Here is a 26,268-nt window from a genome sequence, read left to right as displayed (position 1 = left end):
ATCCCTTCATAAAAGAAGGTAATTTGTAAAAAATTGTGTTACATGATTTTACGTCGGAAGGCTATTCTAAACATAAGGAATTGAAATATGTATCTGATCTTTATGGTTAGAAAGGTGGGAGTTCTATGTTGAATTTTACTTGGAACATTTTTTCACAAACAGGTAGCATTGATACTTATCTCATTTTTAAGGAACTTGAAAATGAAGTGAAAGAAAGACCCGAAACATATGAGGACAACAGCGAAAGTCTCAATTCTCCCTTGTCTTAGCCTTCTGTAAGATGGCGGTGATGATGATTGTTTAAAAAGTGTGAAGGAATTGTCATTCGAACGAATGATTACGGTGAATCAAATAAAATTGTCACCATTTATTCACGTGAACTCGGAAAAGTGGGTCTTATGGCAAGAGGGGCAAAAAAGCCCAGTAGTCGCTTAGCTTCCGTCACACAATTATTTACGTATGGATACTTTTTTATACAAGCAGGTTCAGGAATGGGTACTCTCCATCAAGGAGAAGTTATCTCATCTATGAGAAGCATACGCGAAGATATCTTCACAACAGCGTATGCTTCTTATATTCTTGAATTAACAGATAAAGCTACTGAGAACAATAAACCAAATCCATTTCTATTTGAACTGCTGCACCAAACCATTCATTATATGAACGAAGAGTATGATGCAGAGATCTTAACATTTATTTATGAAATGAAAATGTTAAACGTTCTAGGCCTTCATCCTACATTAAATGAATGTGCAGTCTGTCATCAAGGTGAAGGAACATTTCATTTTTCCATTCGAGAAGGCGGGTTTATTTGTCATCGATGCTTAGAAAAAGATCCTTATCATTTGAAAATTAGTCCGATGACGGTTAAACTATTAAGGCTATTTTATTACATTGATTTAAAGCGGTTAGGTTCTATTTCTGTTAAGCCCGAAACAAAAAAACAACTAAAATTTGTAATTGATCAATATTACGAAGAATATTCGGGATTGTTTTTAAAAACAAAGCGGTTTTTGAATCAGATGGAGTCTTTAAAACACTCGCTCTCTGATGAGAAATAGAAAAGATAATCAGTGATATGCAAGGAATTGCTGTCGCTAGGGTGCCTCGTAGTATGTAGGGGACACCCTTTTTACTGTGGAGCAAAGAGGTAGTTTCACTTTTTGTAAGCGTAATGTCTGCTTTTTTTGAGAAGCCGTGGTAAAATAAACGGCATTCTAAAAAGATAAAATGCTAAAATTAATAAGTTATAGCTTTTACTTTTGCTTAAAAAGTATATAATGTTTTATAAATAGTATGTCACATTTAATGATTAGGTGGTGAGTACAATCGAACTGAATAAACGACAAGAACAAATTTTACAAATTGTGAAAGATGAAGGCCCTATTACAGGCGAACATATTGCAGATCAGCTTAGTCTTACTCGGGCAACGCTAAGACCCGACCTTGCTATTTTAACAATGGCCGGCTATTTAGAAGCGCGACCCCGCGTAGGTTACTTTTACACAGGTAAAACAGGAGCACAGCTTCTTACAGATAAAATAAAAAAAATACAGGTGCAAGAATATCAGTCTATCCCGGTAGTCGTGAACGAAAATGTGTCGGTATATGATGCTATTTGTACAATGTTTCTAGAAGACGTGGGGACCCTTTTTGTAGTGGATGAGAAATCTCAGCTAGTGGGAGTACTGTCGCGTAAAGATTTATTGCGCGCGAGTATTGGAAAGCAAGAGCTAACATCTATTCCTGTTCATATTATCATGACGAGAATGCCCAACATTACATATTGCTATCGCGAAGATTTGTTAATTGATATTGCTAAGATTTTAATTGAAAAACAGATTGATGCTATGCCCGTTATTAAAGAGGGAGACGGCAATTTTGAAGTGGTGGGACGCATTACCAAAACAAATATTACAAAATTACTAGTAGCATTAGCAAATGATGAAGTATTATAAGTGAAAAAGGATTAAAAAGGGGATGCACAAAATATGAACAACCCATGTCTTTATGTCATTTCGGATTCTGTAGGTGAGACAGCTGAACTAGTTGTAAAGGCTGCCTCAAGTCAGTTCAATATGACAGACTTTGTAATTAAAAGAGTACCTTACGTAGAGGACATCGCAACACTTTCAGAAGTGGTTTCAGTAGCAAAGATGAACAACGCTATTATTGGCTTTACGTTAGTAAAGCCCGAAATGAGAGAATTTTTAATTCAAGAAGCGTCTAAGAACGGGGTAGAGGTATTTGATATTATTGGACCTTTAATTGATAAAATTCAATCTTCTTATCAACTTTCTCCTCGCTATGAGCCTGGTATGGCTAGAAAATTAGACGAAGATTATTTTAAGAAAGTAGAAGCGATTGAATTTGCAGTGAAATATGATGATGGGCGTGACCCGAGAGGAATTCTTAGAGCGGATATCGTATTAATCGGTGTATCAAGGACGTCTAAAACACCTCTTTCTCAATTTTTAGCACACAAGCGTTTGAAAGTAGCCAATGTTCCGATTGTACCTGAGGTAGATCCACCAGAAGAGCTGTTTCACGTATCACCTGAAAAGTGTATAGGGCTTACTATTAGTCCCGAAAAATTAAACGATATTCGTAAAGAGCGTTTAAAGTCTCTTGGTCTAAACGATAAAGCAATTTATGCTAATATTGGTCGTATTAAAGAAGAACTTGAATTTTTCCAAGGGATTGTAGATAAGATTGGCTGTGAAGTGGTTGACGTATCCAACAGAGCCGTAGAAGAAACAGCTGGTATCATTCTCAATACCATCAAAAAGAAATAAAAGATGGATCTCCTCCGTGCGTGAAATAAAGGAGATTGCTTTCTTATGTTTGTATGCTGTAAGCCTAAGAAAATATACCAAAGATGAATATGACAGAACTTTTAAAAACAAGTGACTTTTGTATAGAAAATATAGGTTGTTTATATTATAATAAAAAATTGTGATAAAAAAGAATAGTTTTAGGTTTAGACTTTGTTAAGAACGAATAAACTATTTATATAAAAGTCAAGTCAAAATCGAAAAAAGTATTCGACAAATGCCATCTACAGGAAATAACAAATTGTTAGAAGGAATCTCTGGAGGGATGTAGAATACAGAGTTATAGTAAAAGAAAAAGTAAAGTTTTTGTCGATGCTGATGCATGCCCTGTTAAAGCAGAAATCGTTGAACTTACACATACATATGACATCGAGCTTGTGTTTGTTGCTTCCTATGCTCACATGCAAACAAATCCTACACCAGGAAAATGGGTCTATGTGGATGCAGAAAAGGAAGCCGCAGATTTATATATTTTAAATCACGCAGCCAAGCAGGATATTGTCGTAACTCAAGATACTGGCTTAGCAAGCATGTTAGTAAGTAGAGGAGTTTACGCACTGTCTCCTCGTGGAAAGTACTATAATGACGACGAAATGAATACGGTGCTTTTCTTTCGCTATGTTTCTGCAAAAGAGCGACGGTCAGGGCGTCATACTAAAGGCCCAAAGGCATTTAGTGAAGAAGATCGCCAGCATTTCATTCAAGCTTTTGAAAAAATGTTGTCGAAACTTGCAGGAATTTAGCACTTAGTGAAGAATATTATATGAAATACGGAGCTGTTACTATGGCAAATCGAATTCCTGATGAAGTAATCGACCGTATTCGGCATTCAGTAGATATTGTCGACGTCATAAGCGATTATGTACAACTAAAAAAACAAGGGCGCAATTATTTTGGACTCTGTCCGTTTCATGGGGAAAGCACACCATCTTTTTCAGTATCGCCTGATAAACAAATTTATCATTGCTTTGGATGCGGTGCAGGAGGGAATTCATTTTCATTCATAATGGAATTAGAAGGACTGTCCTTCACGGAAGCAGCTCAGCAGCTTGCTGAAAAAGGAGATATTCCTTTCGAACATGAGATACATCCTCATGAAGAAGATAATCAAAAGCCTAGCAATAAAATGATTGAAGCACACGAGCTTTTAAAGAAATTTTACCATCATTTATTGGTAAATACAAAAGAAGGCCAAGATGCTTATGATTATTTAATAAATCGAGGGTTTTCGCGAGAAATTATCGATGAATTTGAGATAGGTTTTGCTTTAGATTCGTGGGAATTTGTAAGTAAGTTCTTAACAAAACGTGGGTTTAATCCGCAAGAGATGGAACATGCAGGTTTAATCATTAAACGCAACCAAGATGAAACGTACTTTGATCGTTTTCGTGATCGAATTATGTTTCCTATTGCTGACTTGCAAGGCAAAACAATTGCATTTTCAGGGCGCCTGCTAAAAGAGATAAAAGGGCAGCCTAAATATTTAAACAGTCCCGAAACTTCTATTTTTAACAAAAGTCGCACACTCTACAACTTTCACCGCGCTAAAAAACATATACGCAAAAATCAGCAGGTTATTTTATTTGAAGGATTTGCAGATGTTATTTCAGCTGTTAAAGCGGGGTGCCCAAACGCAATTGCAACAATGGGAACTGCCTTAACCGAAGAACAAGCTAAGATTATTCGCCGAAATGTAGAGTCCGTTATCATTTGCTATGATGCAGATTCTGCCGGAATTGAAGCAGCGCACAAAGCAACTGCTATCTTAACAAATGTGGGTTGTACCGTTAAGATTGCTGTGATGCCGGATGGTTATGACCCGGATGATTATATTAAAGAATACGGGGCAGAGAAGTTTCAAAATGATGTTATTAATAGCAGCTTGACCTTTATGGCATTTCAAATGAGGTATCTCCGCCGAAAACGAAATCTACAAAATGAATCTGAACGTATGCAATACATTGAAGACGTTTTGAAAGAAATAAGCCTCCTTACGAAAGCTGTAGAGAGAGATCATTATTTACGCCAATTGGCACAAGAGTTTTCCATTTCATTAGATGCGCTTAAAGAACAGCAGTATCAAGTGTATCGAACTGAAAAAAAGAAAAAGGATAATGATTCTCCAAATCGAAATAATATAAATAGACAACCAGTCGTAAAGAGAAGCTTATTACCGGCTTATCAAAATGCAGAACGCTTTTTAATCGCTCATATGTTGAAAGATAAGGATGTAGCATTTAGAATTCAAGACCGACTTCAAGGTCAGTTCAATGTTGAGGAACATCGTGCGCTTGTTCTATATTTGTATGCTTATTACGAGGAAGGACACGAGCCTAATCCGAGCGGATTTATCGAACGGTTGCCCGAGTCTTCGTTGTCTAGTCTAGCTTCAGAATTGGCGATGATGTCAATCAATGATGAATTGTCGGAGCAAGCTTTGAATGATTATATCCAAACGATATTGATTTATCCACAAAGGGTAGCGATAGAAAAAAAAGAAGCAGAAAAGCAAGAAGCAGAGCGTCAAAAAGATTATTTAAAAGCTGCGACAATAGCAATGGAAATTTTACAGTTAAAAAAACGTTAAAATAAACGATGTTGCGTATTAGTCCCACTTTTAGAAGGTTTTCCTTAAAATTTTGGAAGGAGGGGATCTGATGGCTGAAAAATCAGCTCAATCAAAACAACTTGATTCAGATTTAACAATTGAACAAGTAAAAGATCAATTGACCGAAATCGGAAAAAAACGTGGTGTGCTCACATACGAAGAAATTGCAGAGCGTATGGCGAACTTCGAAATTGAATCCGATCAAATGGATGAATATTATGAATACCTTGGAGAACAAGGTGTTGAAGTAATGAGTGAATCTGAAGCAAATGATGACGATGCCGATCCCGATATTCAAGAACTGTCAAAAGAAGAAGAGTTTGATTTAAATGATTTAAGTGTACCTCCTGGTGTGAAAATTAATGATCCAGTTCGTATGTACTTAAAAGAAATCGGACGCGTTGACTTATTGTCGGCAGAGGAAGAAATCAATTTAGCAAAACGTATTGAAGAAGGCGATGAAGAAGCGAAACGTCGTCTTGCTGAAGCAAACTTACGTCTTGTTGTAAGTATCGCTAAACGCTATGTCGGGCGCGGTATGCTGTTTCTTGATTTAATTCAAGAAGGAAACATGGGCCTTATTAAAGCGGTAGAAAAATTTGATTATCGCAAAGGTTATAAATTCAGTACGTATGCGACATGGTGGATTCGTCAAGCCATTACTCGTGCAATTGCTGACCAAGCAAGAACGATTCGTATTCCCGTTCATATGGTTGAAACGATTAACAAGCTAATTCGTGTTCAACGTCAGCTTCTACAAGATTTAGGGCGCGAACCATCTCCTGAAGAAATTGCAGAAGATATGGACTTAACACCAGAAAAAGTTCGTGAAATCTTAAAAATTGCCCAAGAGCCGGTTTCTCTTGAAACACCAATTGGTGAGGAAGATGACTCTCATTTAGGTGACTTCATTGAAGACCAAGATGCAACATCACCTTCTGAACATGCTGCGTATGAATTATTAAAAGAGCAGTTAGAAGACGTCCTTGATACGTTAACAGATCGCGAAGAAAATGTTCTTAGACTCCGCTTTGGTCTGGACGATGGACGTACGCGTACACTTGAAGAAGTAGGAAAAGTATTTGGCGTAACGCGTGAGCGTATTCGTCAAATTGAAGCTAAAGCGCTTCGTAAGCTTCGTCACCCTAGCCGCAGCAAACGGTTAAAAGATTTCTTAGAATAGATAAAAGCGTAAATAGCGCTTATGAGATAGCTTCTTTCCTTGAGGAAAGGGGCTATCTATTTTTATGGAATAAATTTCATAAAAACGCATTTTGAAGAAGTATATTGATTTTTTTACCAACTTTTCTTCTTTCATATATTTTACTGAATTGTCCTTCATTTTGCAAATGCTCCTTTATATTCTTTTGTTATAGAACATAAGCTGTTCAAATTCCTTTTAAACATCCGAAAAATGGAATCGCTATCATTTTATTCATGCTTTGATTAGTATTCTTCTATTATAACATGAAAAAATTAAAACGTTTTAAAAGTTGAGAAAATTTACAAAAATGAATTATAATTAAATAATGTAAGCGTATACATTTTTTTAGGGGGAATAAAAATGAATTTTGAATTAACCAATGAACAAAAGATGATTCAACGAACGCTCAGAGAGTTTTCAGAGGCAGAAGTAGCACCGAATGCATTAGAGCGCGATCGAAGTAAGCAATTTCCGCTTGAGGTTTTTAAAAAGTTAAGTGAGCTTGGTGTAATGGGTCTTCCTTTTCCTGAAGAGTATGGAGGAGGAGGAGCAGATACGGTTAGTTTTGCTATTGTCGTAGAGGAGTTAAGTAAAGCTTGTGGCTCTACAGGAATTACATACTCAGCTCATGTTTCGCTCGGGGGGGCACCTATTTATTTATTCGGAACAAAGGAGCAAAAAGAACAGTACCTACCTGCTTTATGCTCCGGGGAATCTTTTGGAGCGTTTGGTTTAACCGAACCGAACGCAGGAAGTGATGCGGGGGGAACGGAGACCGAAGCAGTGTTGAAGGATGGGACATTTAGGGTTAATGGAAGTAAATGCTATATTACGAATGCCAGCTATGCAAAGTTTTTAGCTTTAACAGCTGTTACAAATCGTACAGAAGGGAAAAAAGAAATCTCAGCTATTATCGTGCCTACAGAAGCTCGAGGTTTTACTGTAATAGACAATTACGAGAAAATGGGTCTACATGCTTCAAATACAACTGAACTTGTTTTAGAGGATGTTGAAGTGCCTGAAGAGAATTTACTCGGTGTAAGAGGAGAAGGTTTCAAACAATTTCTAATGACGCTTGACGGGGGAAGGATTGGAATTGGAGCAATGGCCGTTGGAATCGCTCAAGCTGCGTATGAAAAAGCACTGTCATATGCGCAGGAAAGAAAGCAATTTGGGAAAGCTATTTCATCGTTTCAAGCGATTCAGTTTAAATTAGCTGATATGGCGATGAAAATCGAGTTAGCAAGAAATATGGTATATAAAGCAGCGTGGTTAAAAGACCAAGGAAAGCCATTTACGAAAGAAGCAGCTATGTGTAAACTGTATGCTTCTGAAATTTGTATGGAAGTAGCCAGTCAAGCTGTTCAGATTCATGGAGGATACGGCTACATGAAGGAGTATCACGTGGAGCGGTATCTACGAGATGCCAAGCTTTTAGAAATTGGAGAAGGAACTTCAGAAATTCAGCGCTCGGTTATTGCAAGGCAAATTGGCTGTTAAGATACGCAATAAGAAATTAGTTAATTATGTAAATAAAACCCTTTCACTTATGAGCATTTTCAAGTAAAATAAAAGTGCTTATACTATTTTGTTATTTCTAGGGATGGGAATACATAAAGGGGGTATAGTGAGTGAAGCGAAATCCGCTAATACCATTTTTATTAATTGCGGTAATTGGGATTGCTTTAATGTTAACGCTTTCGTTCAACGGATTGAACAATGCAAAAGAAATTGCGGCTGAAAAAGAAGGCGGTGGCGCGGAACAGCAGGCTTCAGCTAAACCAGAAGAAATTTATCAAAAAACTTGTATTGGTTGTCACGGTGATCAGTATCAAGGTGGAGTAGGCCCTTCGTTAAAAGGAATTGGGAAAAAAGTTTCTCAAGACGAAATTGCAGATATTGTTGTAAACGGTAAAGGAAACATGCCGCCTGGGCTGGTTCCTCCGGAAAAAGCGAAGGAAATGGCTAAATGGGTATCAGAAATTAAATAGAGTTCAGAAACATGATTTTCTGGAAAGCCGCTCATTTATAAAGCAGGCTTTTTTTTTATGACTTTTTTATACGCATTGAGTTAAAAGGAAAACATGAAGAGAAATAGGAATCATGCAGCTATCTATGTTAAAATAATGAACAGTAATCACATAGAGAATAGGTGACAAAATGAATGAATTAAACTTATCAACAAGACTTGAAGAAGTAGTAAAGTCGATTCCTTTGGGAGCAAAGATAGCAGACATTGGCTCAGATCATGCGTACTTGCCGTGTTTTGCTTATTTAAATGGATATATTAGCGGCGCCGTAGCAGGAGAAATTACAGAAGGTCCTCTTCAATCGGCTATTCAGCAGGTGAAAAAAACAAACTTAACGGATGTCATTGATGTTCGAAAAGGAAACGGCCTAGAAGTAATATCACCGAATGAAGTGGACTGTATTACAATCTGCGGAATGGGCGGAACGCTTATTACGATGATTTTAGAAGAAGGAAAAGAAAAGTTAGAAGGAGTAAAAAGACTTGTGCTTCAGCCGAATATTGGCTCACATCATATTCGCAGCTGGCTGATTCAACACAACTGGGAAATCATTGATGAAAAAATCATCGAAGAAGACGGTCGTATGTATGAAGTCATCGTTGCTGAACCTGGAAATGCCTTAGCTCCTTATAACGGGGAAGTGGAAGCTGGTATATTAATGGGCCCTATTTTAAAAGAAAAACGTTCTTCTGCTTTTATGACAAAGTGGACGCATGAGTTAAATCATCTTAAACAAATTGTTAGCCAAATGAAGCAGGCTCAGTCAGAGGAAAGCAAAGCAAAACTTCAAAAACTTACCCAAGACATCTCATTAATTGAGGAGGCGTTAAAATGAGTAAAATCCCTAACGGATTTCAAGTAATTGAAGCATTTGAATCATTTTCTCCCAAGCATTTAGCGGTTGAAGGAGATAAAATTGGTTTACAGATTGGAACGTTAAACAAGCCTGTAAAAAAAGTAATGGTAACGTTAGATGTTCTTGAAACGGTCGTAGACGAAGCGATTGAAAAACAAGTGGATTTAATTATTGCTCATCATCCTCCTATTTTTAGACCTCTAAAACAAGTGGTTACAGATCGTCCTGAAGGACGTATTTTAGAGAAATGCATCAAGCATGATATTGCCGTATATGCTGCTCATACAAACTTAGATATAGCTAAAGGCGGAGTAAATGACTTGTTAGCCGAAGCGTTGGGGCTAGAAGAGACAAAAGTGCTGGTTCCGACAACGTCTATTCAATTAAAAAAGCTAGCTGTATTTGTTCCTTCAAATGACGCTGAAGCAGTGCGCACAGCTATTTGTGAGGCAGGAGCTGGACATGTTGGCCTTTACAGCGACTGTACGTTTTCAACAGAAGGCGAAGGCACATTTAAACCTTCTTCAGAAGCTAATCCATACATTGGCTCAAAAGGAGAGCTAGAACGTGTCAATGAAACAAAAGTTGAAACTATTTTTGAAGCAAGTCAACAAAATAAAATTATTCGCGCTATGCTCAGTGCTCATCCTTACGAAGAAGTAGCCTATGATATTTATCCAGTGGAACAAACGGGCGAGACGCTTGGACTTGGCCGAATTGGTAAGTTAAAAGAAGAGATGACGTTAAAACAGTTTGCCGCTCACGTTAAGCAAGCATTGGACGTAGATGGTGTCAGAGTCGTAGGATCTATGGATGCAACAGTGAAAAAAGTAGCTGTTCTTGGGGGCGATGGAAACAAATATATTACAAACGCAAAATTTAGCGGGGCAGATGCCTATGTAACAGGCGATTTGTATTTCCACGTTGCGCATGATGCAATGGCAATGGGCTTAAATGTTGTAGATCCTGGTCATCATGTTGAAAAAGTTATGAGACAAGGTGTAACGCGTGTATTAAACAGTCTTTTTGCTGCGAAAAACTTTGAGTGTGAAGTATTTGATTCAAAAGTAGACACAAACCCATTTACGTTTATGTAACAAAGAAAGAAGGTGTTGACGAATGTCAACACCTTCTTTTGCGTCTATTAGTCTGTTAAGACGATTTTTTTGTTCGAACTTTTGGTAAAATTTTTGAAAGAGGCACGCTTTTTTCACGTGTCCATGTTGTTTCATCTTCTGGATCGAACTGATCTAGAAAATTGATGACCTCTTTTGTAATTGGAGTAGGGGTAGATGCGCCTGCCGTAACGGCTACGGTTTTTGCGTTCATCAACCATTCGATCTGAAGCTCTGAGATGTCACCGATGCGGTATGCCTCAGTGCCGGCAATCTCCATTGATACTTGAGCCAAACGGTTTGAATTGTTACTTTTAGGATCTCCTACTACGATTGTAACATCTGCTTCACCTGCTTGCTCAGCTACAGCTTCTTGGCGAACTTGTGTAGCTAAACAAATTTCCTTGTGAACTTCAGCATGCGGATATTTTTCTTTTACTTTTTCCATTACATCTGCAACGTCCCACTGACTCATTGTTGTCTGGTTTGTTACAATGATTTTCTCGCGTTGAATATTTAAATGGGCTACATCTTCTGCTTTTTCAATTAAATGAACGATATCTGGTGCGATGCCAAGTGCACCTTCTGGCTCAGGGTGATTTCGTTTTCCGATATAAATAACGTCATAACCTTCTTTTTCTTTTTGGCGAATAAGGTCATGGGTTTTTGTAACATCCGGACATGTAGCATCGATTGTTGTTAAACCTTTTTCTTTTGCTCGTTCTTTTACTTCGGGAGATACTCCGTGCGCCGTAAAAATAACGGTTCCTTCATTTATTTGGTCTAAGATTTCTAGGCGATTAGCACCGTCCAGTGTGATAATGCCGTCCTCTTCAAACGCATCTGTAACGTGTTTATTATGAACAATCATTCCTAAGATATAGATTGGTCGAGGCAATGATTTATCTAAAGCGGCGTTTCGTGCAATGACCATTGCGTCTACTACACCATAACAATAGCCGCGCGGTGCGATTTTAATAACTTTCATTTCAATTTCCTCCTCATCATAATCCTGACGAGCAATTCAACTCGCTTCTATTATATAAAAGAGGAAGGAAGAATACAAAGATATTCTTTTTTTACTCACTGTATTTCATTAAGGAGTCAGCTGATTTATCAAATATAAAGTTTTGGTTTAGACACTCGATCTCTAGAGGAAAGTTCAATTTCTTCTTCGAAGAAATCCAGCTCATCATCAGATGAATCCGTGCTTTCTGTGCCTGCTGACAAAACCTTACTGTCTTTACTTTCATCAGTTTCAGAAACCTCTGTTCCTTCTGCTTCGAGTACTTCATCTGTATCATCACTTGAGCGCAGGGCCTGATAGATTTTCCATAGAGAAGGAGCATTTTTGACAAGAGGTCCGTATTGTTGAATCATAGGTCCCATCGTTTCCGCAGCTTTTAACACTCGCTGAACATTTCCCATCATGGAGCTTAAGTTAGCAGGGTTCGTTAAACCTTGCAAACCTCCAAGCAGGGAAGAAGAGTTGGTCGCTCCTGCAGCACCTTGGGCTCCTGAAAGGCCTGAAAACAAAGAACCTCGAGGAGCAGCAGCTGCTGCTTGTTGAAAGGGGATGTTTCTATTGCCGCCTCTTCGGAATAGGCGAGTTAAGAAGTTACCTCCTCCACGGTTCAGGCCTTGCTGATTCGGGTAAAATGATTGTTGAGCATTTGTCTGCTGGGCAAAGTTACGAAACTGCTGTAATGGATTAAATTGGCCAAAGTTACCAGGTTGTTGCCCAAAACCGTTTTGCGGTGGCATTCCTGGCATCATTCTTCTTTGCATACCGGGTGGAAATGGTGGTCTTCGCTGTAGCAAAGGACGCACCTCCTTTAGTAAAGTAGATTTTCTTTTACTATCGTATGCAACTCGCGATAAAATGTTTTTGAAACAGGTAATAAGTTTTAGTAATATGAATGAGAAGTAGTCACAGAAGGAAAAATCGATTATAATCATATATTGTGCCTTAAAAGATGAACGTGAATGTAAAAAAGGAGACTATTATGGAAAAAACAAACTTTGAACGTTTTGAGTTTCAACCATTTTTAATAGAAGCAATTAAACAATTAGGTTTTTATCAACCTACAGAGATTCAGGAGCGCTTAATTCCTTCCGTTTTAAAAGGGGAAAGTGTAATTGGTCAGTCACAAACAGGGACGGGCAAAACACACGCTTATTTATTGCCTTTACTTGAAAAGGTAGATCCTAAAAAAGAAGAAGTACAAGTTGTGATTACCGCTCCAACTCGTGAGCTTGCTTCTCAAATTTATCAAGAAGTATTAAAGCTAACAAAACACAGTGCTGAAGGAGAAGAAATCTCAGCAAAATGTTTCATCGGTGGTACAGATAAACAGCGTACAATCGACAAATTAAAGAAGCAGCCTCAAGTTGTCGTAGGAACACCGGCTCGTTTGTTTGATTTAGTAAATGAAAAAGCGTTAGTTGTGTACACAACTAAAGCGCTAGTAGTAGACGAAGCTGATTTAATGCTTGATATGGGATTTTTAGAAGATGTGGACCGTTTGGCAAGCAATATGCCTGAAAAATTACAGATGCTTGTTTTTTCAGCAACTATTCCTGAAAAACTAAAGCCATTCTTAAAAAAATACATGGAAAATCCAAAATTTACGCATGTTTCGCCAAAGCAAGCGGCAGCGGCTAAATTAGAGCATGTATTAGTTCCACTACGTCATCGTAACAAGTTTAAGCTGCTGCATGATATGCTTATTTCGTATAACCCTTATTTAGCTATTGTCTTTACAAATACAAAGAAAATGGCGGACGAAGTAGCAGATGATCTACTGTCTAAAGGCTTAAAAGTAGGAAGAATTCACGGAGACTTATCTCCTCGTGACCGTAAGAAAATGATGAAACAAATTAATAATTTAGAATTTCAATACGTAGTAGCGACAGATTTAGCAGCTCGCGGTATTGATATTGAAGGAATTTCACACGTCATTAACTTTGAGCTTCCTTCAGATCTAGATTTCTACATTCACCGCGTAGGACGTACAGCTCGTGCCGGTCATTCTGGAATTGCTGCTACAATCTTCGATGTGGAAGATGAAGATGCAGTAAATAAGCTGGAGAAAATGGGGATCGAATTTGTAAACAAAGATCTTCAAAAGCAAGAATGGGTTTCCATTGATGACCGCAACCGTCGTAAAAAGCGTGTGAAGAAAGCGGATGAAGTTGGAGAAGAGGCACATCGCTTTATTCAAAAGCCGAAGAAAGTAAAGCCTGGCTACAAGAAAAAACGTGCTCGTGAAATTACAAAGTACGTTCAAAAGAAAAAGCGTAGTGAAAGACGCAACAATCGTTAATCGCAATAGGTTAGAGGTGTAAAAAGGAATGTTGAAAATTGGTTCTCACGTATCGATGAGCGGCAAAAAGATGCTTTTAGGAGCAAGTGAAGAGGCAGCTTCTTACGGAGCAAATACGTTTATGATCTATACAGGCGCTCCACAAAATACTCGTCGCAAAAAGATTGAAGAGCTTAATATTGAAGCTGGTCTTTTGCATATGAAAGAGCATGGAATGAAAGATATTGTTGTACATGCTCCCTATATCATTAATTTAGGAAATACAACAAAGCCCGAAACATTTGAGCTTGGAGTAGATTTCTTAACGTCTGAAATTCAGCGCACCCATGCTCTTGGCGCAAAGCAAATTGTTCTTCATCCAGGGGCTCATGTGGGCGCTGGAGCAGATGCCGGTATTCAGCAAATTATCAAGGGTCTAAACGAAGTATTGACAGCTGATCAAGAAGTTCAAATTGCGCTTGAGACAATGGCTGGAAAAGGAACAGAGTGTGGAAGAAGCTTTGAAGAAATTGCCCAAATTATTGATGGCGTGACGCACAATGAAAAGCTCTCTGTTTGTTTTGACACATGTCACGTACATGATGCTGGTTATGATATCGTTCAAGACTTTGACGGTGTATTAAATGAATTTGACAAAACCGTAGGAATACAGCGAATTAAAGTGCTTCACATCAATGATAGTAAAAATGTATGCGGTGCCCGAAAAGACCGCCATGAAAACATTGGATTTGGTGAAATCGGATTTGGTGCACTGAATTATATTGTTCATCACCCAGCGTTTAAAGATGTTCCTAAAATTCTAGAAACTCCTTATGTAGGAGAAGATAAGAAAAATAAAAGAGCGCCATATCAATTGGAAATTGATATGATTCGTACACAAAGCTTTGATTCAGAGCTAAAACAAAAGCTTATGTAATTTCATATGTGATTGAAAGAGGTCATGTCTATAGACATGACCTCTTCTTTTACATCAACTGCTGAAATAATTCGTTCACTCGTCTGGCAGTTTCACGATCTGTTACTTGAGCAATTTGTTTGATTAAATTTCGGCGCTCTTCAAGGTTATAAATATTTACGGGCTGCTGTCTAATGACGGATACAAGGGTGTGTGCCTGCTGATCTGTAATGGGGATGTTGTATTGTTTGCTATACTTTAAAAGCTCTTTCGGGGTAATGTTGTTTACTTTCTTATTGACAATCTGCTGTACAATTTTCATATGATTACCTCCTCGTCATATACAGTTTATGAATAAAAAAGAAAGATGTGACTATATTGTGTAATAAAACAACATTTTGAGTCAGATAAACTTACGGAGGCAAGAAAGCGAAGGAGTGAAACGGCTTAGTTTACAAATAAAAGACAATCCTGTATACTACATTAATGACTAAATCGTAATGATTCTGAGAAAGTAAATGGGTAACGGAGTATACGATAGAAACCGTGCCCTCTTTTGTATGGAGAAATATAAAAAAAGAATGGTGAGGCGCATATGAATACACCTGATATCATTGAAATTGATCATTTATCATTTCAATATGATGGAGTGAATGTATTAGAAGATATAAGTTTTTCAATTCCAAAAGGAGCTTTTTTAGGTCTCGTTGGTCCAAATGGTTCTGGGAAATCAACGCTAATCAAATGTTTGCTTGGTTTGCAAAAACCATCTCAAGGTTCAATTCGTTTATTTGGAAAAGATCAGAGAAGGTTTAAAGAACGAAGTAAAATTGGATATGTATCGCAAAAAGCGAATAGTTTCAACAGCGGCTTTCCTGCTACCGTTTTTGAAGTGGTTTCGACGGGTCTTACTTCAAAATTAGGTTTGTTTCGCTTTATGAATGCTTCTCATAAACAAAAAGTAAAAGAAGCGGTAGAAGCAGTGGGGATGAGCGAATTTTTAAATCGAAACATAGGAGAACTATCCGGTGGTCAGCAGCAGCGAATTTTTATTGCACGCGCGCTTGTAAGTGAACCGGAGCTGTTAATTTTAGATGAGCCCACGGTCGGGGTGGATGCACAAAATGTGTACACTTTTTATGAGCTTCTTGAAAAGTTAAATAAAGAAAAAGGAATTACGCTTGTGCTTGTTACTCACGATATTGGCACTGTCTCGGAAAAAGTAACCCACGTTGCATGTTTAAATAAATTTCTACACTTTCATGGGAATGCCAAAGAATTCGAACAGCTTTGTGAACATGACGTATCAATGTTTTATGGCCATAATGTTCATGTGTTAACCCATGATCATCATCATGGAGGGCAGCACGTATGATAAGCAGTTTATTTCAATTTGAGTTTTTACGAAATGCATTTTTAACCGGTATGATTATTGGTGTCTTGGCTCCTTTATTGGGGACATTTATCGTAGTGAGACGCCTTTCTTTAATCGCAGACGCTTTAAGTCACGTAACGCTAGCGGGAATTTCTGCGAGCTTGCTGCTTAGTCAAAAAATAGGGTTTATGCAAGGAGTGAACCCGGTTTATTTAGGAATGGTGTCTTCCGTTACAGGCGCTCTTTTTATTGAAAAACTTCGAGGAGTCTACAAGCATTATCAAGAGCTCGCTATTCCGATTATTTTATCGGGCGGAATTGGTATTAGTGCCATTTGTATCTCGCTGGCGGACGGTTTTAATAATGATTTAATGAATTATTTGTTTGGAAGCGTGAGTGCGGTGAGTCGTTCGGATCTTTGGACAGTTGTTGTCATAGCCGTATTTGTAATAGCTATTGTCTTTTTCTTATATAAAGAATTGTTTATTTTATCGTTTGACGAGGAGCATGCTTCTGCTTCTGGAATTAAATCCAAGTGGATGCACTTTTTATTTATTGTGATGGTTGCTCTTGTCATTGCTGTATCGATGCGTATTGTCGGTATTTTATTGGTGTCATCTCTTATGACTCTTCCTGTAGCAGCAAGCATTCGCTTAGCGAGAGGCTTTAAGCAAACGATTCTGCTTTCGGTGATTTTTGGTGAAATATCTGTTTTAGGCGGATTATTTTCAGCGTACTACTTGGATTTAGCACCAGGGGGTACAATTGTTGTCATCGCTGTTGTTATTTTAATCATATCTATTATGATTAATAAAGGACGGAAGGGGAAACAAAAATGAATTTAACTGAAGCCATTCATTTATTAAAAGATCAAGGATATAAACATACGGGAAAACGTGAAGAAATGCTTGCCCTGTTTTCAAAATCAAATAAGTACTTAACGGCAAAAGATGTATTAGAATATATGAAGCCTGATTATCCTGGTCTAAGTTTTGATACAATCTACCGTAATTTATCATTATTTGTGGAGTTAGGCGTACTTGAAATGACGGAGCTTTCGAGCGAAAAGCACTTTCGATTTAAATGTGCAACCGCTCATCATCATCACCACTTCATTTGTTTAGATTGTGGAAAAACAAAAGAAATTGAAGCTTGTCCGATGGAGTATGTAGACGAGGATTTGCGAGGGTATAATATTACAGGCCATAAATTTGAAATTTACGGTCAATGTATAGAATGTAATCAATAAAAAAGAGAGGGCGCTATGCACCTCTCTTTTTTATTTTTGCTGTTCTTTTAACCAGTTGGCTACCCACTGATCTGCTTCTAGCCAATTGTATACGCGAACCACTCCTTTTGGAACAGGCAAGCGATTATAAGGAGTATCAAATAAGATAACGGGAATATCGCATTCTTCACTGATTTCACAAGCATTATCATGTTTGTCTTCAAAAAAGATATCAACATCGTATCGTTTTGCTGTCTCAACTTTAAAATGAGAGCCGACTAATTCAATGTGATGAAACGATAGTTCATTTTTTTGAAACCATTCTTCCGTGACGTCTAATAGCTTATCGTGCCTTGCACTAATAAAGAATAATTCGTGCTTTTGATGCCACTTTTGCAAAACCGCTTTTGCATCGTCTGCAAGGGGAGAGGTTTCGTAAATAGAGCGTTCATTTGCTTTAAACCATTTACCAAGTTCTGCAGGTGATACATTTACAAAAGGGCTGAAATCATATTCTGTAATATCTTCAAGTGTTAAATTTAAGTTAAAGGCTTTATTTAAATGAGGAACAAAAGTTTCAGGAGAGGTAACAGTTCCATCAATGTCAATTCCAAACTTTTTTGTCAACTACGTGCACTCCTTTAGTACGTTTATTCTACTTAGATGCTTGATTATTCTTGTCTAGTGTAACATAAAGCCTAAAGAGAAACAGTAATACTTTTTATACTCCTTAAGAAAAAAGATAAGGATGATTATGCGGTGTGGGAATCGTGTAGGTATTTATGTTTGTAAGAAAATGAGCAGCTGTATAAGATTAACACTTATAATTTTTCCTCGCATTCAGATACTATAAATGCTCCTTATTTACGAAAGCGAGGGATTAAGCATGGAGAATGAAGAACAAAGGCGTAGAAAAGATGTATATGAAGCTGATTTCATGGAAGAAACTGCAGCTGAAGTGGGCGTTCCTTACCGAGTAGGAGAGCCTCATGCAGAGCGTGAAGTTATAGATATGGATCGCAATCGCAATCATGAAGTCGCTGGACGAGGAGAAGGAACGGGATACGGTCGTTTCGCACTCGTGCTTTCGATTCTTTCACTATTCTTTTTACCAATTATTCTTGGTGCCGCTGGGATTATTCTAGGGTTTATCGCACGCAGAAAAGGAGCACTTACGCTAGGAGCATGGGCAATAGGGATCGGAGTTGTATCGATTATTGTCGGTACATTTATATTACCGTTCTTTTCATAAAAAAAACGAGGCGCATATGCGCCTCGCTTTTTTTGATTATGTTATGATTTAGCTGCAGCTTTTTCAGCTTCTTGCTTTGCGTGATATTCAGCAGCGATTTTATCAATTTCTTTTTTTAGTTCTTCAACCATTGTTTCTTCAGGAACTTTGCGTACGATTTCACCTTTGCGGAATAGTAGACCTTCACCGCGTGCTCCTGCAATCCCGATATCAGCTTCACGAGCTTCACCAGGACCGTTTACAGCGCAGCCAAGTACCGCTACTTTAATCGGTGCTTTTACAGTTGAGATATACTCTTCAACTTCATTAGCAATGCTAATTAAATCAATTTCAATACGTCCACAAGTTGGGCAAGAAATAAGAGTTGCAGCATTGGAAGCTAAACCGAATGATTTTAGCAACTCGCGCGCAACTTTTACTTCTTCTACAGGATCCGCACTTAAAGAAATACGTAATGTATTTCCGATTCCTTTAGATAAAATAGCGCCAAGACCTGCTGCGCTTTTTACGGTTCCTGCAAATAATGTACCCGATTCTGTAATTCCTAAGTGAAGAGGGTAGTCAAATGCTTGAGCAGCTTTTTCATAAGCTTCAATTGCCAAGTTAACATCGGATGCTTTCATTGAAACGATGATGTCATGGAAATCAAGGTCTTCTAAAATTTTAATGTGATGAAGTGCACTTTCTACCATGCCATCTGCTGTAGGGTAGCCGTATTTATCTAAAATACGTTTTTCAAGTGAACCGGCGTTAACTCCAATACGAATTGGAATGTTTTTAGCTTTTGCAGCATTTACAACAGCTTCAACTTTTTCACGGCGTCCAATATTACCTGGGTTGATACGAATTTTATCCGCTCCGCCTTCAATTGCTTTTAACGCTAAGCGATAGTCAAAATGAATATCTACAACTAATGGAATGTTAATGCGTTTTTTAATTTCAGGGATTGCATCTGCTGCGCGCTCGTCTGGACAAGCAACACGAACAACTTGGCATCCTGCTTCTTCTAAACGTTTAATTTCTGCAACCGTTGCTTCAACATCATGTGTTTTAGTGGTTGTCATACTTTGAATAACTAATTCGTTACTGCCCCCAATTGTTAAATCTCCAACTTTAACGGGGCGTGTTTTTGTACGATGTATAATTTCACTCACGTGATAATCTCTCCTTCAAAATGAAATCAAGAATTTGAATTCATTAATAGAATAACTCTTTATGAACAAAATAACTAGTAGAAAGTACTACCTTAGCTATTTTAACAATGACTATCCCATCTTGACAAGAAGAATGCTGTCATTACTTGTAAATAGGGAACTTATACGTTTTTCCAATTTGAATATCTTCAGGCGCTGTACTATTATTTAACTTCTTAAAGTCTTTAATCATTTGGTTCATGGAAACCGGTATCGATTTTTTTGTAAGCTCCTCAATTACGGACAAAACTGTATCACCTGGCTTAATTTTTATTTTTGTATAGGTGGAAGAAGAGCTGGCGGCTTTTGTTTCTGCAGGCTGCGCTTTGCTGACTTGAACTGCTTCAGTAGCAGTGGGAATGGTCCCGTATTTAATGTCGTAGTGACAAATATATCCGATAAAAGCGAAAGCGGCTAATGCACATAGCTTTTTCATTATGCTCCTCCTTCATTCTTTTGCTTATGTGTAAAGCCTATGCTTGTCTTACTTAAATATGATTGGAGAACGAAAATTGAAAGAAAAATTAATGATTGTTTCATTAGGCTTATTGCCTTTAATCATGGTGCTGGGAAATTCCATGCTCATTCCTCTGCTGCCGAGCATTCAAAAGTCACTTCACTTAAGCGGAGTTCAAACCAGTTTAATACTGAGTGCATTTTCGATTCCAGCCGCATTGTGTATCCCTGCTGTAGGGATTTTATCAGACCGGTATGGGCGTAAAAAGTTAATCATATATTCACTCGTCATGATGATAATAGGTAGTGTCATCGCTGCTAGTAGTGCTTCATTCTCTTCTGGAAGCTTTGCTGTGTTGATGGCTGGCAGAGTGATTCAAGGGATTGGAGCTGCAGGTACTACAACGTTAGCAATGGCATTAACTGGAGATGTATTTACAGAGGAAAAAAGAGCAAAAGTTCTCGGGATTTTAGAAGTATATAACGGAGCTGGAAAAGTGGTTGCGCCTATAATTGGAGCATCGGCAGCACTCGTCGTATGGTATGCCGCATTTTTGGTCTATCCTTTAGCTGCAGGCGCTGCTTTAGTAGGTATAGCGATGTATGTGAGAGAAGCGAAAACAGGTTCGGATTCAGTATCTGTTGGAAAGTATTTAAAGAGAGCTATTGGGATTGTTTATGATAAAAGAAAATCGCTTTTTCCTTTATTCTTTGTCGGGGGATTGGGGTTGTTTTTATTATTTGGCATTTTATATTATTTATCTTTTTTAATAGAGGAAACGTATCATATAGACGGGTTTTTCAAAGGAACCGCTTTTTTATTTCCTCTTGGCGCGATGACGATTGTTTCTTATTGGACCGGTCAGCGAATCAAAACAGATGTAGAGCTCATGAAAAAATTGATGATAGTAGGAATGATTCTTTTATTCGTAATGTTTGGAGTATTAACGATGATTTACACGCTTCCTGTGCTGATGTTTTGTTTGACAGTTGCCTTTGGCGGCTTAGGATTTGTTCTTCCGTGTATTAATATGATGATTACTTCAGCAGCTTCAGACGAAGAAAGAGGGTTTATTGTATCCATTTATGGAACGGTGAGATTTTTAGGAGTGGCGTTGGGACCTGTTGTTTTTGAAGTGTGGATGCATACTGAAAGGCTGATGTTTATTTATAGCTTTCTACTGCTCGCAGCAGGAGGGTTATGGGTTTTGTATCAGTTGAAAATTCTTTCTTCTGCAATGGGAAGAAAAGTTGTACAGAAATAAAGAGGCTGAGACTTAACTAAATCACTCCAATCACCAGCTAGAAGCATCTACATACATGAAAACCGCGTTCACCATATCAATAAAAAAATCCGAACGAGTTGAATTCTCTATCAAGAATCTAGAGTCCTCGTTTGGATTTTCCTTCAACTAAAATACGTTTGTCCCAGCCTCTTTATTAGGTTTTACCTTTTTTCTTATAGGAACCCTTGTGACGAGCAATAAGTAAATGAAGAACGTTCCTATCCAGTAAAGAGAGCTGTGCGTTGCTAGAGACAAAGAAAAAGCTTCAAAAAGCGTATAAAGCAGTGTGAAGGTTACCGTACTATAAGCGCTCAGTGCCCATAGCTGCTTAAAAGGAATCTGCTTTTTGGTAATGAGTCCAATCAGCTTTCCAAGATAAGCAAGGCAGGTAATAGAAAGGAAGCTTAGTCCAGCTGTTAATACGTACAGTAAAAGCATAGCGATAGGGACAAGTATGTATAAAGAAAATTTTTGTTCGTGCAGCAAGTTTAACAGTTCATTTTTATCTTTATGATGCCAGTTTAGCAACTCATATGAATACGTTTGTGTTTGTGAATTAGTCGTGATATATATTCCATCCTTTAAAAAACCAATTGCATGAGCAGGGGAATGAAACCGTTCAATAGACTGTGAGGGGTTTAAGATAAAAGCGGTACCGTTTACTTTTTTTGTGAAAGGTTGACTTGACGTAAGCTGTGAATTTGAGATAGCAAAAGAAGAAACAGATTTCGGGAGATCTGTAGTAGCGATATGATAGCCGTTTACAATCGTCAAAGCCATAAAGAAAAATGTAGGCAGCAAAGAAATGAATGTTAAAAATAGCACAAAGCCAATTGTTTTATTCGTATGCTCAAAGCGAAGCGATCTTATTTTTTGGAAGGAAGTAAAACTCCATGCCATCTTTTTCAGCATGCTCATTGTAAAGCCTCCTATTATTAAAAATTCTGATTATAACCTATTTTATAGCGAAAATTTAAGGTTTACAATAGATTTTAGAAACCGTTACCAATTACAATGATACGATGGAGCGCTTTGTTAAAAGCATATCTTTATATGTACAGATTTTGCTGTCATTGTTTTTGGAGATATTACCGGCAGCTTGAGGACCGTGCTGTTAATATTGCAGTGGTACACTCGAAAATCGTTATCTGAAGACGTATTCGAAAGTAAAATAAAGGAAGGTCTCGTGGTGCAAGGTCTTTCTTTATAGGAGTGGTTATTGTATGATAAATAGTAATAATAAAAAGGATAGGTGCGGGCATGGCTATTTTATGTTGGGCATTAGTTATCATTAGCTTTGTTGTATCGTTTATTGGGTTGGTTTATCCCATCATCCCAAGCGTGCTGTTTGTAGCTCTAGGATTTGTTATATACGGTTTATTTTATGATTTTAGCTCCTATAGCTGGTTATTTTGGGTGATACAAGGATTGTTAGTTGTCGCACTTTTTTTAGCAGACTATATAGCTAATATTATTGGTGTAAAAAAATTCGGAGGCACTAAAGCAGGCGTTTGGGGAAGCACAGTTGGGCTGCTTGTGGGTCCGTTTGTTATTCCGGGATTTGGGATTATTTTAGGGCCGTTTATCGGAGCGATTGTAGGAGAACTGATTGTTCATCGGACCACAATTAGCAACGCAGTAAAAATTGGAGTAGGTTCGGTTATTGGCTTTTTTAGTGGCGCTATCTCGAAAGGATTTATTCAACTGTTGATGATTGCCTATTTTTTATATGCTGTTTTAAAATAATATATTGACTTTAGGCCAAAAACATGTTAAATTTTTAATGTCGCTAGTAAATGTTATATTGTTCCACAGTAGCTCAGTGGTAGAGCTATCGGCTGTTAACCGATCGGTCGTAGGTTCGAGTCCTACCTGTGGAGCCATGGCGGTGTAGCTCAGCTGGCTAGAGCGTACGGTTCATACCCGTGAGGTCGGGGGTTCGATCCCCTCCGCCGCTATTTTCCAATTTACGTTTGTGACATACATAATTCATATTGTTCCACAGTAGCTCAGTGGTAGAGCTATCGGCTGTTAACCGATCGGTCGTAGGTTCGAGTCCTACCTGTGGAGCCATGTGGACCCTTAGCTCAGCTGGTTAGAGCAGACGGCTCATAACCGTCCGGTCGCAGGTTCGAGTCCTGCAGGGTCCACCATTTATAGGGTTGGAGGAATACCCAAGTCCGGCTGAAGGGATCGGTCTTGAAAACCGACAGGGGTGTTAAAGCCCGCGGGGGTTCGAATCCCTCTTCCTCCGCCATACTATTGTCTATTCAAAGCTTCTTTTGAGAAAAAGAAGCTTTTTTTATGTTTAAAAGAATAGCGAATGGGAATTAGGTAAATATAAATCATGGATTAGGTACTTTTTATTTGAAACAGTAGGGTAAATTTGCTAATCTAAACGTATATGGTGCTTTTGCGCCAAAATGCTTACATATTTTGAAGGAGGAATTATTCATGGCTTACAAATTACCAGAACTACCTTATGCATACGATGCACTGGAACCACATATCGACAAAGAAACAATGAATATTCACCACACAAAACATCACAACACATATGTTACAAACCTAAACGCTGCTGTTGAAGGCAAAGCGGATTTAGAAAGCAAAAGTATTGAAGAGTTAATTTCAAACTTAGATGCTGTTCCTGAAGATATCCGTACAGCAGTACGCAATAACGGTGGCGGTCATGCCAACCACTCATTATTTTGGACAATCCTTTGCCCTAACGGCGGCGGTGCTCCAACTGGTGAATTAGCAGACGCTATCGCTAGCAAATTCGGAAGCTTTGATCAATTCAAAGAAGAATTTGCAAATGCAGCTAAAACTCGCTTCGGTTCTGGCTGGGCTTGGTTAGTTGTAAATAACGGCGAATTAGAAGTAACAAGCACACCAAACCAAGATAGCCCATTAATGGAAGGCAAAACGCCAATTCTTGGTCTAGACGTTTGGGAGCACGCTTACTACTTAAATTATCAAAACCGCCGTCCAGATTACATTTCAGCATTCTTTAATGTTGTAAAATGGGACGAAGTTGCTAAGCGTTACGACGCTGCAAAATAAGCTGAAGACGTATTTAAGAGCCAGTAAAGTAATTATTACCTTTACTGGCTTTTTTGTTTTCCAATTCTTTTACATATCTCCTTTTCTTTTTCACACACTAGGTGTAGAAGAGAAAAGGAGTTTTTTGATATGCCTTTATTAAAAAAAGTAGTTGGAGATGTAGAAGTTAGTAAAGATTTACTTTTGCTTTTAATTATAGGCGGTCTTTACGCCTTGGCTATTTCAATTTCCAATTCGTTTGTTAACATTTATCTGTGGAAACAATCAGGCGAATTTTCGGATCTCGCTATTTATAATTTAGCGGTAGTGGTGCTTCAGCCGCTTACGTTTATTTTAGCAGGTAAATGGGCCAAACGAATTGACCGGGTTGTGGTTTTAAGGTTAGGCGTATCTTTTTTGGCTGTTTTTTATATCGCTGTATTAGTCAGTGGAGCTAACGCAGCCGAGTATTTAGTATTGCTTGGTGGACTGCTAGGGATAGGATATGGCTTTTATTGGCTCGCTTTTAATGTGCTAACTTTTGAAATTACTGAACCCGATACAAGAGACTTTTTTAACGGATTTTTAGGGATCTTAAACTCTTTTGCAGGGATGATTGGTCCTTTAGGAGCGGGCTTCGTTATTTCCGCTTTGTATGAATCACTTGGGTATAAAATTGTGTTTGGTGTATCTCTGCTATTGTTTGTCGGTGCCGTTGTGCTTTAGTTTTTTTATTACAAGACGTGCAGCTGAGGGAGTATACAAATTTAAAGAAGTATGGGCTGAACGAAAAGTCAACAAAGACTGGAATCGAATATTGCAGGCTCATTTCTTTCAAGGATTGCGTGAAGGTACGTTCATTTTTGTCGTATCCGTCATGGTATTTATTACAACAGGAAGTGAATTAGCTTTAGGAACTTATGGACTGGTGAATTCAGCGGTTGCGTTTGTAGGATACTATGTAGCCTCAAGGTTTATTAAGCAAAAAAATCGCCTTCGATTTATTTTCACGGGGGGCCTCCTTCTCTATGGAGCAGTCTTTTTGCTTATCTTTAACTTATCGTATCCAAAGTTAATTATATATGCTGTTTGCATTGCCATTGCCTATCCTATTTTGTTGGTTCCATTCATTTCTCTAACGTACGATGTGATTGGACGGGCAAAAGACGTTGTTTCAAAAAGAATTGAATACATTGTTGTCAGAGAAGTATTTCTGAATATTGGGCGCGTCGTTTCCATATCTTTATTTTTAATAGCTGTACTATTTTTTGATGAAGCAAAAAGCATTCCCATTTTATTAGCTATTGTTGGAGCTGGGCATACGATCATTTATTTTTGTGTGAGACATATCTCACAGCCTCTGCACAAAAAAGAAACGACTGTTACTCCTCCAGTATTAAATGAAGGAGACGGAGAGTCTCCAGCGTAGAGTATTGTCAGCTCCTTCATTTGTACTATGGAAAATGTATCGCTTTTCTTTTAGAATAAATACGTTGTGTAAATAGGCACCTGCCAGGTGTCTATTTATTTGCTAAATATCTGATTTTATGGTGTTATGGTATATATGT

27 protein-coding genes, 5 tRNA genes and 1 pseudogene are annotated in these 26,268 nt (G+C 38.1%); 26 read left to right on the top strand and 7 right to left on the bottom strand.

Annotation, left to right across the window (positions count from 1 at the left end):
- Positions 1-125 precede the first annotated feature (125 nt).
- The 11 genes from N178_RS25880 to N178_RS10480 all read left to right on the top strand — a co-directional run bounded on the left by N178_RS25880 (position 126) and on the right by N178_RS10480 (position 10,629).
- Complete coding sequence (locus tag N178_RS25880) at positions 126-269, top strand: YqzL family protein (protein WP_014458193.1); 144 nt, start codon at positions 126-128, stop codon at positions 267-269.
- Between the two features lie 27 nt (positions 270-296).
- Positions 297-1,061 (top strand): DNA repair protein RecO, encoded by a 765-nt coding sequence (recO, locus tag N178_RS10525; protein ID WP_045292077.1) that lies wholly within the window; start codon positions 297-299, stop codon positions 1,059-1,061.
- A 258-nt stretch (positions 1,062-1,319) separates the two neighbouring features.
- On the top strand, positions 1,320-1,958 hold the full coding sequence (gene ccpN / locus N178_RS10520; RefSeq protein ID WP_025750542.1) for a transcriptional regulator CcpN: 639 nt from the start codon (positions 1,320-1,322) through the stop codon (positions 1,956-1,958).
- Between the two features lie 33 nt (positions 1,959-1,991).
- Positions 1,992-2,795: a pyruvate, water dikinase regulatory protein gene (locus N178_RS10515; protein WP_013059222.1), complete on the top strand. Its 804-nt coding sequence runs from the start codon at positions 1,992-1,994 to the stop codon at positions 2,793-2,795.
- Positions 2,796-3,106: 311 nt separating this feature from the next.
- Positions 3,107-3,577, top strand: coding sequence for a YaiI/YqxD family protein (locus N178_RS10510; RefSeq protein ID WP_028411643.1), 471 nt, complete (start codon positions 3,107-3,109; stop codon positions 3,575-3,577).
- 41 nt (positions 3,578-3,618) lie between these two features.
- On the top strand, positions 3,619-5,421 hold the full coding sequence (gene dnaG, locus N178_RS10505) for a DNA primase (protein WP_045292076.1): 1,803 nt from the start codon (positions 3,619-3,621) through the stop codon (positions 5,419-5,421).
- Positions 5,422-5,491: 70 nt separating this feature from the next.
- Positions 5,492-6,625, top strand: coding sequence for an RNA polymerase sigma factor RpoD (gene rpoD, locus N178_RS10500; protein WP_013059219.1), 1,134 nt, complete (start codon positions 5,492-5,494; stop codon positions 6,623-6,625).
- A 381-nt stretch (positions 6,626-7,006) separates the two neighbouring features.
- A complete protein-coding gene (locus N178_RS10495; RefSeq protein ID WP_045292075.1) occupies positions 7,007-8,146 on the top strand; it encodes an acyl-CoA dehydrogenase family protein in 1,140 nt (379 codons plus the stop codon).
- A gap of 131 nt (positions 8,147-8,277) precedes the next feature.
- The gene (cccA, locus tag N178_RS10490) at positions 8,278-8,637 is read left to right on the top strand and encodes a cytochrome c550 (protein WP_013059217.1); all 360 of its coding nucleotides are present in this window, start codon (positions 8,278-8,280) and stop codon (positions 8,635-8,637) included.
- A 169-nt stretch (positions 8,638-8,806) separates the two neighbouring features.
- Entirely contained in the window at positions 8,807-9,511 is a 705-nt protein-coding gene (locus N178_RS10485) for a tRNA (adenine(22)-N(1))-methyltransferase (protein ID WP_045292074.1), read from the top strand.
- Positions 9,508-10,629, top strand: coding sequence for a Nif3-like dinuclear metal center hexameric protein (locus N178_RS10480; RefSeq protein ID WP_045292073.1), 1,122 nt, complete (start codon positions 9,508-9,510; stop codon positions 10,627-10,629). Before N178_RS10485 ends, N178_RS10480 begins: the two co-directional genes overlap by 4 nt.
- Before the next feature lie 55 nt (positions 10,630-10,684).
- Here the strand turns inward: N178_RS10480 and N178_RS10475 are convergent, their stop codons facing one another.
- Together N178_RS10475 and N178_RS10470 are read right to left on the bottom strand one after the other, a co-directional pair.
- A complete protein-coding gene (locus N178_RS10475; protein ID WP_045292072.1) occupies positions 10,685-11,635 on the bottom strand; it encodes a 4-hydroxy-3-methylbut-2-enyl diphosphate reductase in 951 nt (316 codons plus the stop codon).
- A 128-nt stretch (positions 11,636-11,763) separates the two neighbouring features.
- A complete protein-coding gene (locus N178_RS10470) occupies positions 11,764-12,477 on the bottom strand; it encodes a YqfQ family protein (RefSeq protein ID WP_235915207.1) in 714 nt (237 codons plus the stop codon).
- A 176-nt stretch (positions 12,478-12,653) separates the two neighbouring features.
- On the opposite strand from N178_RS10470, the gene N178_RS10465 reads away from it, so the two are divergent.
- Together N178_RS10465 and N178_RS10460 are read left to right on the top strand one after the other, a co-directional pair.
- A complete protein-coding gene (locus tag N178_RS10465; protein ID WP_013059212.1) occupies positions 12,654-13,973 on the top strand; it encodes a DEAD/DEAH box helicase in 1,320 nt (439 codons plus the stop codon).
- Between the two features lie 28 nt (positions 13,974-14,001).
- Entirely contained in the window at positions 14,002-14,889 is an 888-nt protein-coding gene (locus tag N178_RS10460) for a deoxyribonuclease IV (RefSeq protein ID WP_045292070.1), read from the top strand.
- A gap of 49 nt (positions 14,890-14,938) precedes the next feature.
- Here N178_RS10460 and N178_RS10455 read toward each other — a convergent pair whose 3' ends face one another.
- Positions 14,939-15,190 carry a DUF2624 domain-containing protein gene (locus tag N178_RS10455; protein WP_013059210.1) on the bottom strand — a complete coding sequence of 84 codons (252 nt, stop codon included), beginning with the start codon at positions 15,188-15,190 and terminating at the stop codon, positions 14,939-14,941.
- Between the two features lie 273 nt (positions 15,191-15,463).
- Here N178_RS10455 and N178_RS10450 point away from each other — a divergent pair, with 273 nt between their 5' ends.
- The 3 genes from N178_RS10450 to N178_RS10440 are packed head-to-tail and all read left to right on the top strand — an operon-like array spanning position 15,464 to position 17,492.
- A complete protein-coding gene (locus N178_RS10450) occupies positions 15,464-16,243 on the top strand; it encodes a metal ABC transporter ATP-binding protein (RefSeq protein WP_028411634.1) in 780 nt (259 codons plus the stop codon).
- Positions 16,240-17,082 carry a metal ABC transporter permease gene (locus N178_RS10445; protein ID WP_028411633.1) on the top strand — a complete coding sequence of 281 codons (843 nt, stop codon included), beginning with the start codon at positions 16,240-16,242 and terminating at the stop codon, positions 17,080-17,082. Before N178_RS10450 ends, N178_RS10445 begins: the two co-directional genes overlap by 4 nt.
- The gene (locus N178_RS10440) at positions 17,079-17,492 is read left to right on the top strand and encodes a Fur family transcriptional regulator (protein ID WP_013059207.1); all 414 of its coding nucleotides are present in this window, start codon (positions 17,079-17,081) and stop codon (positions 17,490-17,492) included. The genes N178_RS10445 and N178_RS10440 overlap by 4 nt, the downstream gene beginning before the upstream one ends.
- A gap of 30 nt (positions 17,493-17,522) precedes the next feature.
- Here the strand turns inward: N178_RS10440 and N178_RS10435 are convergent, their stop codons facing one another.
- Entirely contained in the window at positions 17,523-18,098 is a 576-nt protein-coding gene (locus N178_RS10435) for a 5' nucleotidase, NT5C type (protein ID WP_045292069.1), read from the bottom strand.
- 259 nt (positions 18,099-18,357) lie between these two features.
- On the opposite strand from N178_RS10435, the gene N178_RS10430 reads away from it, so the two are divergent.
- Positions 18,358-18,723, top strand: coding sequence for a G protein-coupled receptor family protein (locus tag N178_RS10430; RefSeq protein WP_045292068.1), 366 nt, complete (start codon positions 18,358-18,360; stop codon positions 18,721-18,723).
- A gap of 41 nt (positions 18,724-18,764) precedes the next feature.
- On the opposite strand, the gene ispG is transcribed toward N178_RS10430, so the two are convergent.
- Together ispG and N178_RS10420 are read right to left on the bottom strand one after the other, a co-directional pair.
- Positions 18,765-19,868 carry a flavodoxin-dependent (E)-4-hydroxy-3-methylbut-2-enyl-diphosphate synthase gene (gene ispG, locus N178_RS10425; protein ID WP_201763664.1) on the bottom strand — a complete coding sequence of 368 codons (1,104 nt, stop codon included), beginning with the start codon at positions 19,866-19,868 and terminating at the stop codon, positions 18,765-18,767.
- A 151-nt stretch (positions 19,869-20,019) separates the two neighbouring features.
- The gene (locus tag N178_RS10420) at positions 20,020-20,352 is read right to left on the bottom strand and encodes a hypothetical protein (protein ID WP_045292067.1); all 333 of its coding nucleotides are present in this window, start codon (positions 20,350-20,352) and stop codon (positions 20,020-20,022) included.
- 76 nt (positions 20,353-20,428) lie between these two features.
- Between N178_RS10420 and N178_RS10415 the strand changes: the two genes are divergently transcribed.
- Positions 20,429-21,637, top strand: coding sequence for an MFS transporter (locus N178_RS10415; protein ID WP_052942385.1), 1,209 nt, complete (start codon positions 20,429-20,431; stop codon positions 21,635-21,637).
- A 147-nt stretch (positions 21,638-21,784) separates the two neighbouring features.
- On the opposite strand, the gene N178_RS10410 is transcribed toward N178_RS10415, so the two are convergent.
- Positions 21,785-22,576, bottom strand: coding sequence for a DUF1189 domain-containing protein (locus N178_RS10410; protein ID WP_045292066.1), 792 nt, complete (start codon positions 22,574-22,576; stop codon positions 21,785-21,787).
- Between the two features lie 342 nt (positions 22,577-22,918).
- Between N178_RS10410 and N178_RS10405 the strand changes: the two genes are divergently transcribed.
- The 8 genes and pseudogenes from N178_RS10405 (at position 22,919) to N178_RS10370 (ending at position 26,129) form a co-directional block, all read left to right on the top strand.
- The gene (locus N178_RS10405) at positions 22,919-23,404 is read left to right on the top strand and encodes a DUF456 domain-containing protein (RefSeq protein WP_045292065.1); all 486 of its coding nucleotides are present in this window, start codon (positions 22,919-22,921) and stop codon (positions 23,402-23,404) included.
- A gap of 62 nt (positions 23,405-23,466) precedes the next feature.
- Positions 23,467-23,541 (top strand) — tRNA-Asn (locus N178_RS10400).
- Position 23,542: 1 nt separating this feature from the next.
- Positions 23,543-23,616: transfer RNA gene (locus tag N178_RS10395), tRNA-Met, on the top strand.
- A gap of 40 nt (positions 23,617-23,656) precedes the next feature.
- A tRNA-Asn gene (locus N178_RS10390) sits at positions 23,657-23,731 on the top strand.
- Positions 23,732-23,734: 3 nt separating this feature from the next.
- A tRNA-Ile gene (locus N178_RS10385) sits at positions 23,735-23,811 on the top strand.
- A gap of 11 nt (positions 23,812-23,822) precedes the next feature.
- A tRNA-Ser gene (locus N178_RS10380) sits at positions 23,823-23,915 on the top strand.
- A 197-nt stretch (positions 23,916-24,112) separates the two neighbouring features.
- Positions 24,113-24,721 carry a superoxide dismutase SodA gene (gene sodA / locus N178_RS10375; protein ID WP_013059198.1) on the top strand — a complete coding sequence of 203 codons (609 nt, stop codon included), beginning with the start codon at positions 24,113-24,115 and terminating at the stop codon, positions 24,719-24,721.
- A gap of 129 nt (positions 24,722-24,850) precedes the next feature.
- A pseudogene (locus tag N178_RS10370) lies at positions 24,851-26,129 on the top strand (MFS transporter).
- The last annotated feature ends 139 nt before the right edge of the window (positions 26,130-26,268 follow it).

This window comes from Priestia aryabhattai B8W22, from assembly GCF_000956595.1.
Classification (GTDB): Bacteria; Bacillota; Bacilli; order Bacillales; family Bacillaceae_H; genus Priestia; species Priestia aryabhattai.
The sequence above is the reverse complement of the archived record's forward strand: the minus strand, read 5'-3'. Positions and strand labels throughout refer to the sequence as shown.

What these genes read in the sequence shown, in the direction of transcription:
- N178_RS10440 (WP_013059207.1), top strand. Translation starts at nt 17,079, where the DNA reads ATGAATTTAACTGAAGCCATTCATTTATTAAAAGATCAAGGATATAAA.
- N178_RS10445 (WP_028411633.1), top strand. Translation starts at nt 16,240, where the DNA reads ATGATAAGCAGTTTATTTCAATTTGAGTTTTTACGAAATGCATTTTTA.
- dnaG (WP_045292076.1), top strand. Translation starts at nt 3,619, where the DNA reads ATGGCAAATCGAATTCCTGATGAAGTAATCGACCGTATTCGGCATTCA.
- N178_RS10495 (WP_045292075.1), top strand. Translation starts at nt 7,007, where the DNA reads ATGAATTTTGAATTAACCAATGAACAAAAGATGATTCAACGAACGCTC.
- N178_RS10405 (WP_045292065.1), top strand. Translation starts at nt 22,919, where the DNA reads ATGGCTATTTTATGTTGGGCATTAGTTATCATTAGCTTTGTTGTATCG.
- N178_RS10410 (WP_045292066.1), bottom strand. Translation starts at nt 22,576, where the DNA reads ATGAGCATGCTGAAAAAGATGGCATGGAGTTTTACTTCCTTCCAAAAA.
- N178_RS10465 (WP_013059212.1), top strand. Translation starts at nt 12,654, where the DNA reads ATGGAAAAAACAAACTTTGAACGTTTTGAGTTTCAACCATTTTTAATA.
- N178_RS10420 (WP_045292067.1), bottom strand. Translation starts at nt 20,352, where the DNA reads ATGAAAAAGCTATGTGCATTAGCCGCTTTCGCTTTTATCGGATATATT.
- N178_RS25880 (WP_014458193.1), top strand. Translation starts at nt 126, where the DNA reads ATGTTGAATTTTACTTGGAACATTTTTTCACAAACAGGTAGCATTGAT.
- N178_RS10475 (WP_045292072.1), bottom strand. Translation starts at nt 11,635, where the DNA reads ATGAAAGTTATTAAAATCGCACCGCGCGGCTATTGTTATGGTGTAGTA.
- rpoD (WP_013059219.1), top strand. Translation starts at nt 5,492, where the DNA reads ATGGCTGAAAAATCAGCTCAATCAAAACAACTTGATTCAGATTTAACA.
- N178_RS10430 (WP_045292068.1), top strand. Translation starts at nt 18,358, where the DNA reads ATGGAGAATGAAGAACAAAGGCGTAGAAAAGATGTATATGAAGCTGAT.
- N178_RS10460 (WP_045292070.1), top strand. Translation starts at nt 14,002, where the DNA reads ATGTTGAAAATTGGTTCTCACGTATCGATGAGCGGCAAAAAGATGCTT.
- N178_RS10480 (WP_045292073.1), top strand. Translation starts at nt 9,508, where the DNA reads ATGAGTAAAATCCCTAACGGATTTCAAGTAATTGAAGCATTTGAATCA.
- sodA (WP_013059198.1), top strand. Translation starts at nt 24,113, where the DNA reads ATGGCTTACAAATTACCAGAACTACCTTATGCATACGATGCACTGGAA.
- N178_RS10515 (WP_013059222.1), top strand. Translation starts at nt 1,992, where the DNA reads ATGAACAACCCATGTCTTTATGTCATTTCGGATTCTGTAGGTGAGACA.
- N178_RS10485 (WP_045292074.1), top strand. Translation starts at nt 8,807, where the DNA reads ATGAATGAATTAAACTTATCAACAAGACTTGAAGAAGTAGTAAAGTCG.
- N178_RS10455 (WP_013059210.1), bottom strand. Translation starts at nt 15,190, where the DNA reads ATGAAAATTGTACAGCAGATTGTCAATAAGAAAGTAAACAACATTACC.
- N178_RS10450 (WP_028411634.1), top strand. Translation starts at nt 15,464, where the DNA reads ATGAATACACCTGATATCATTGAAATTGATCATTTATCATTTCAATAT.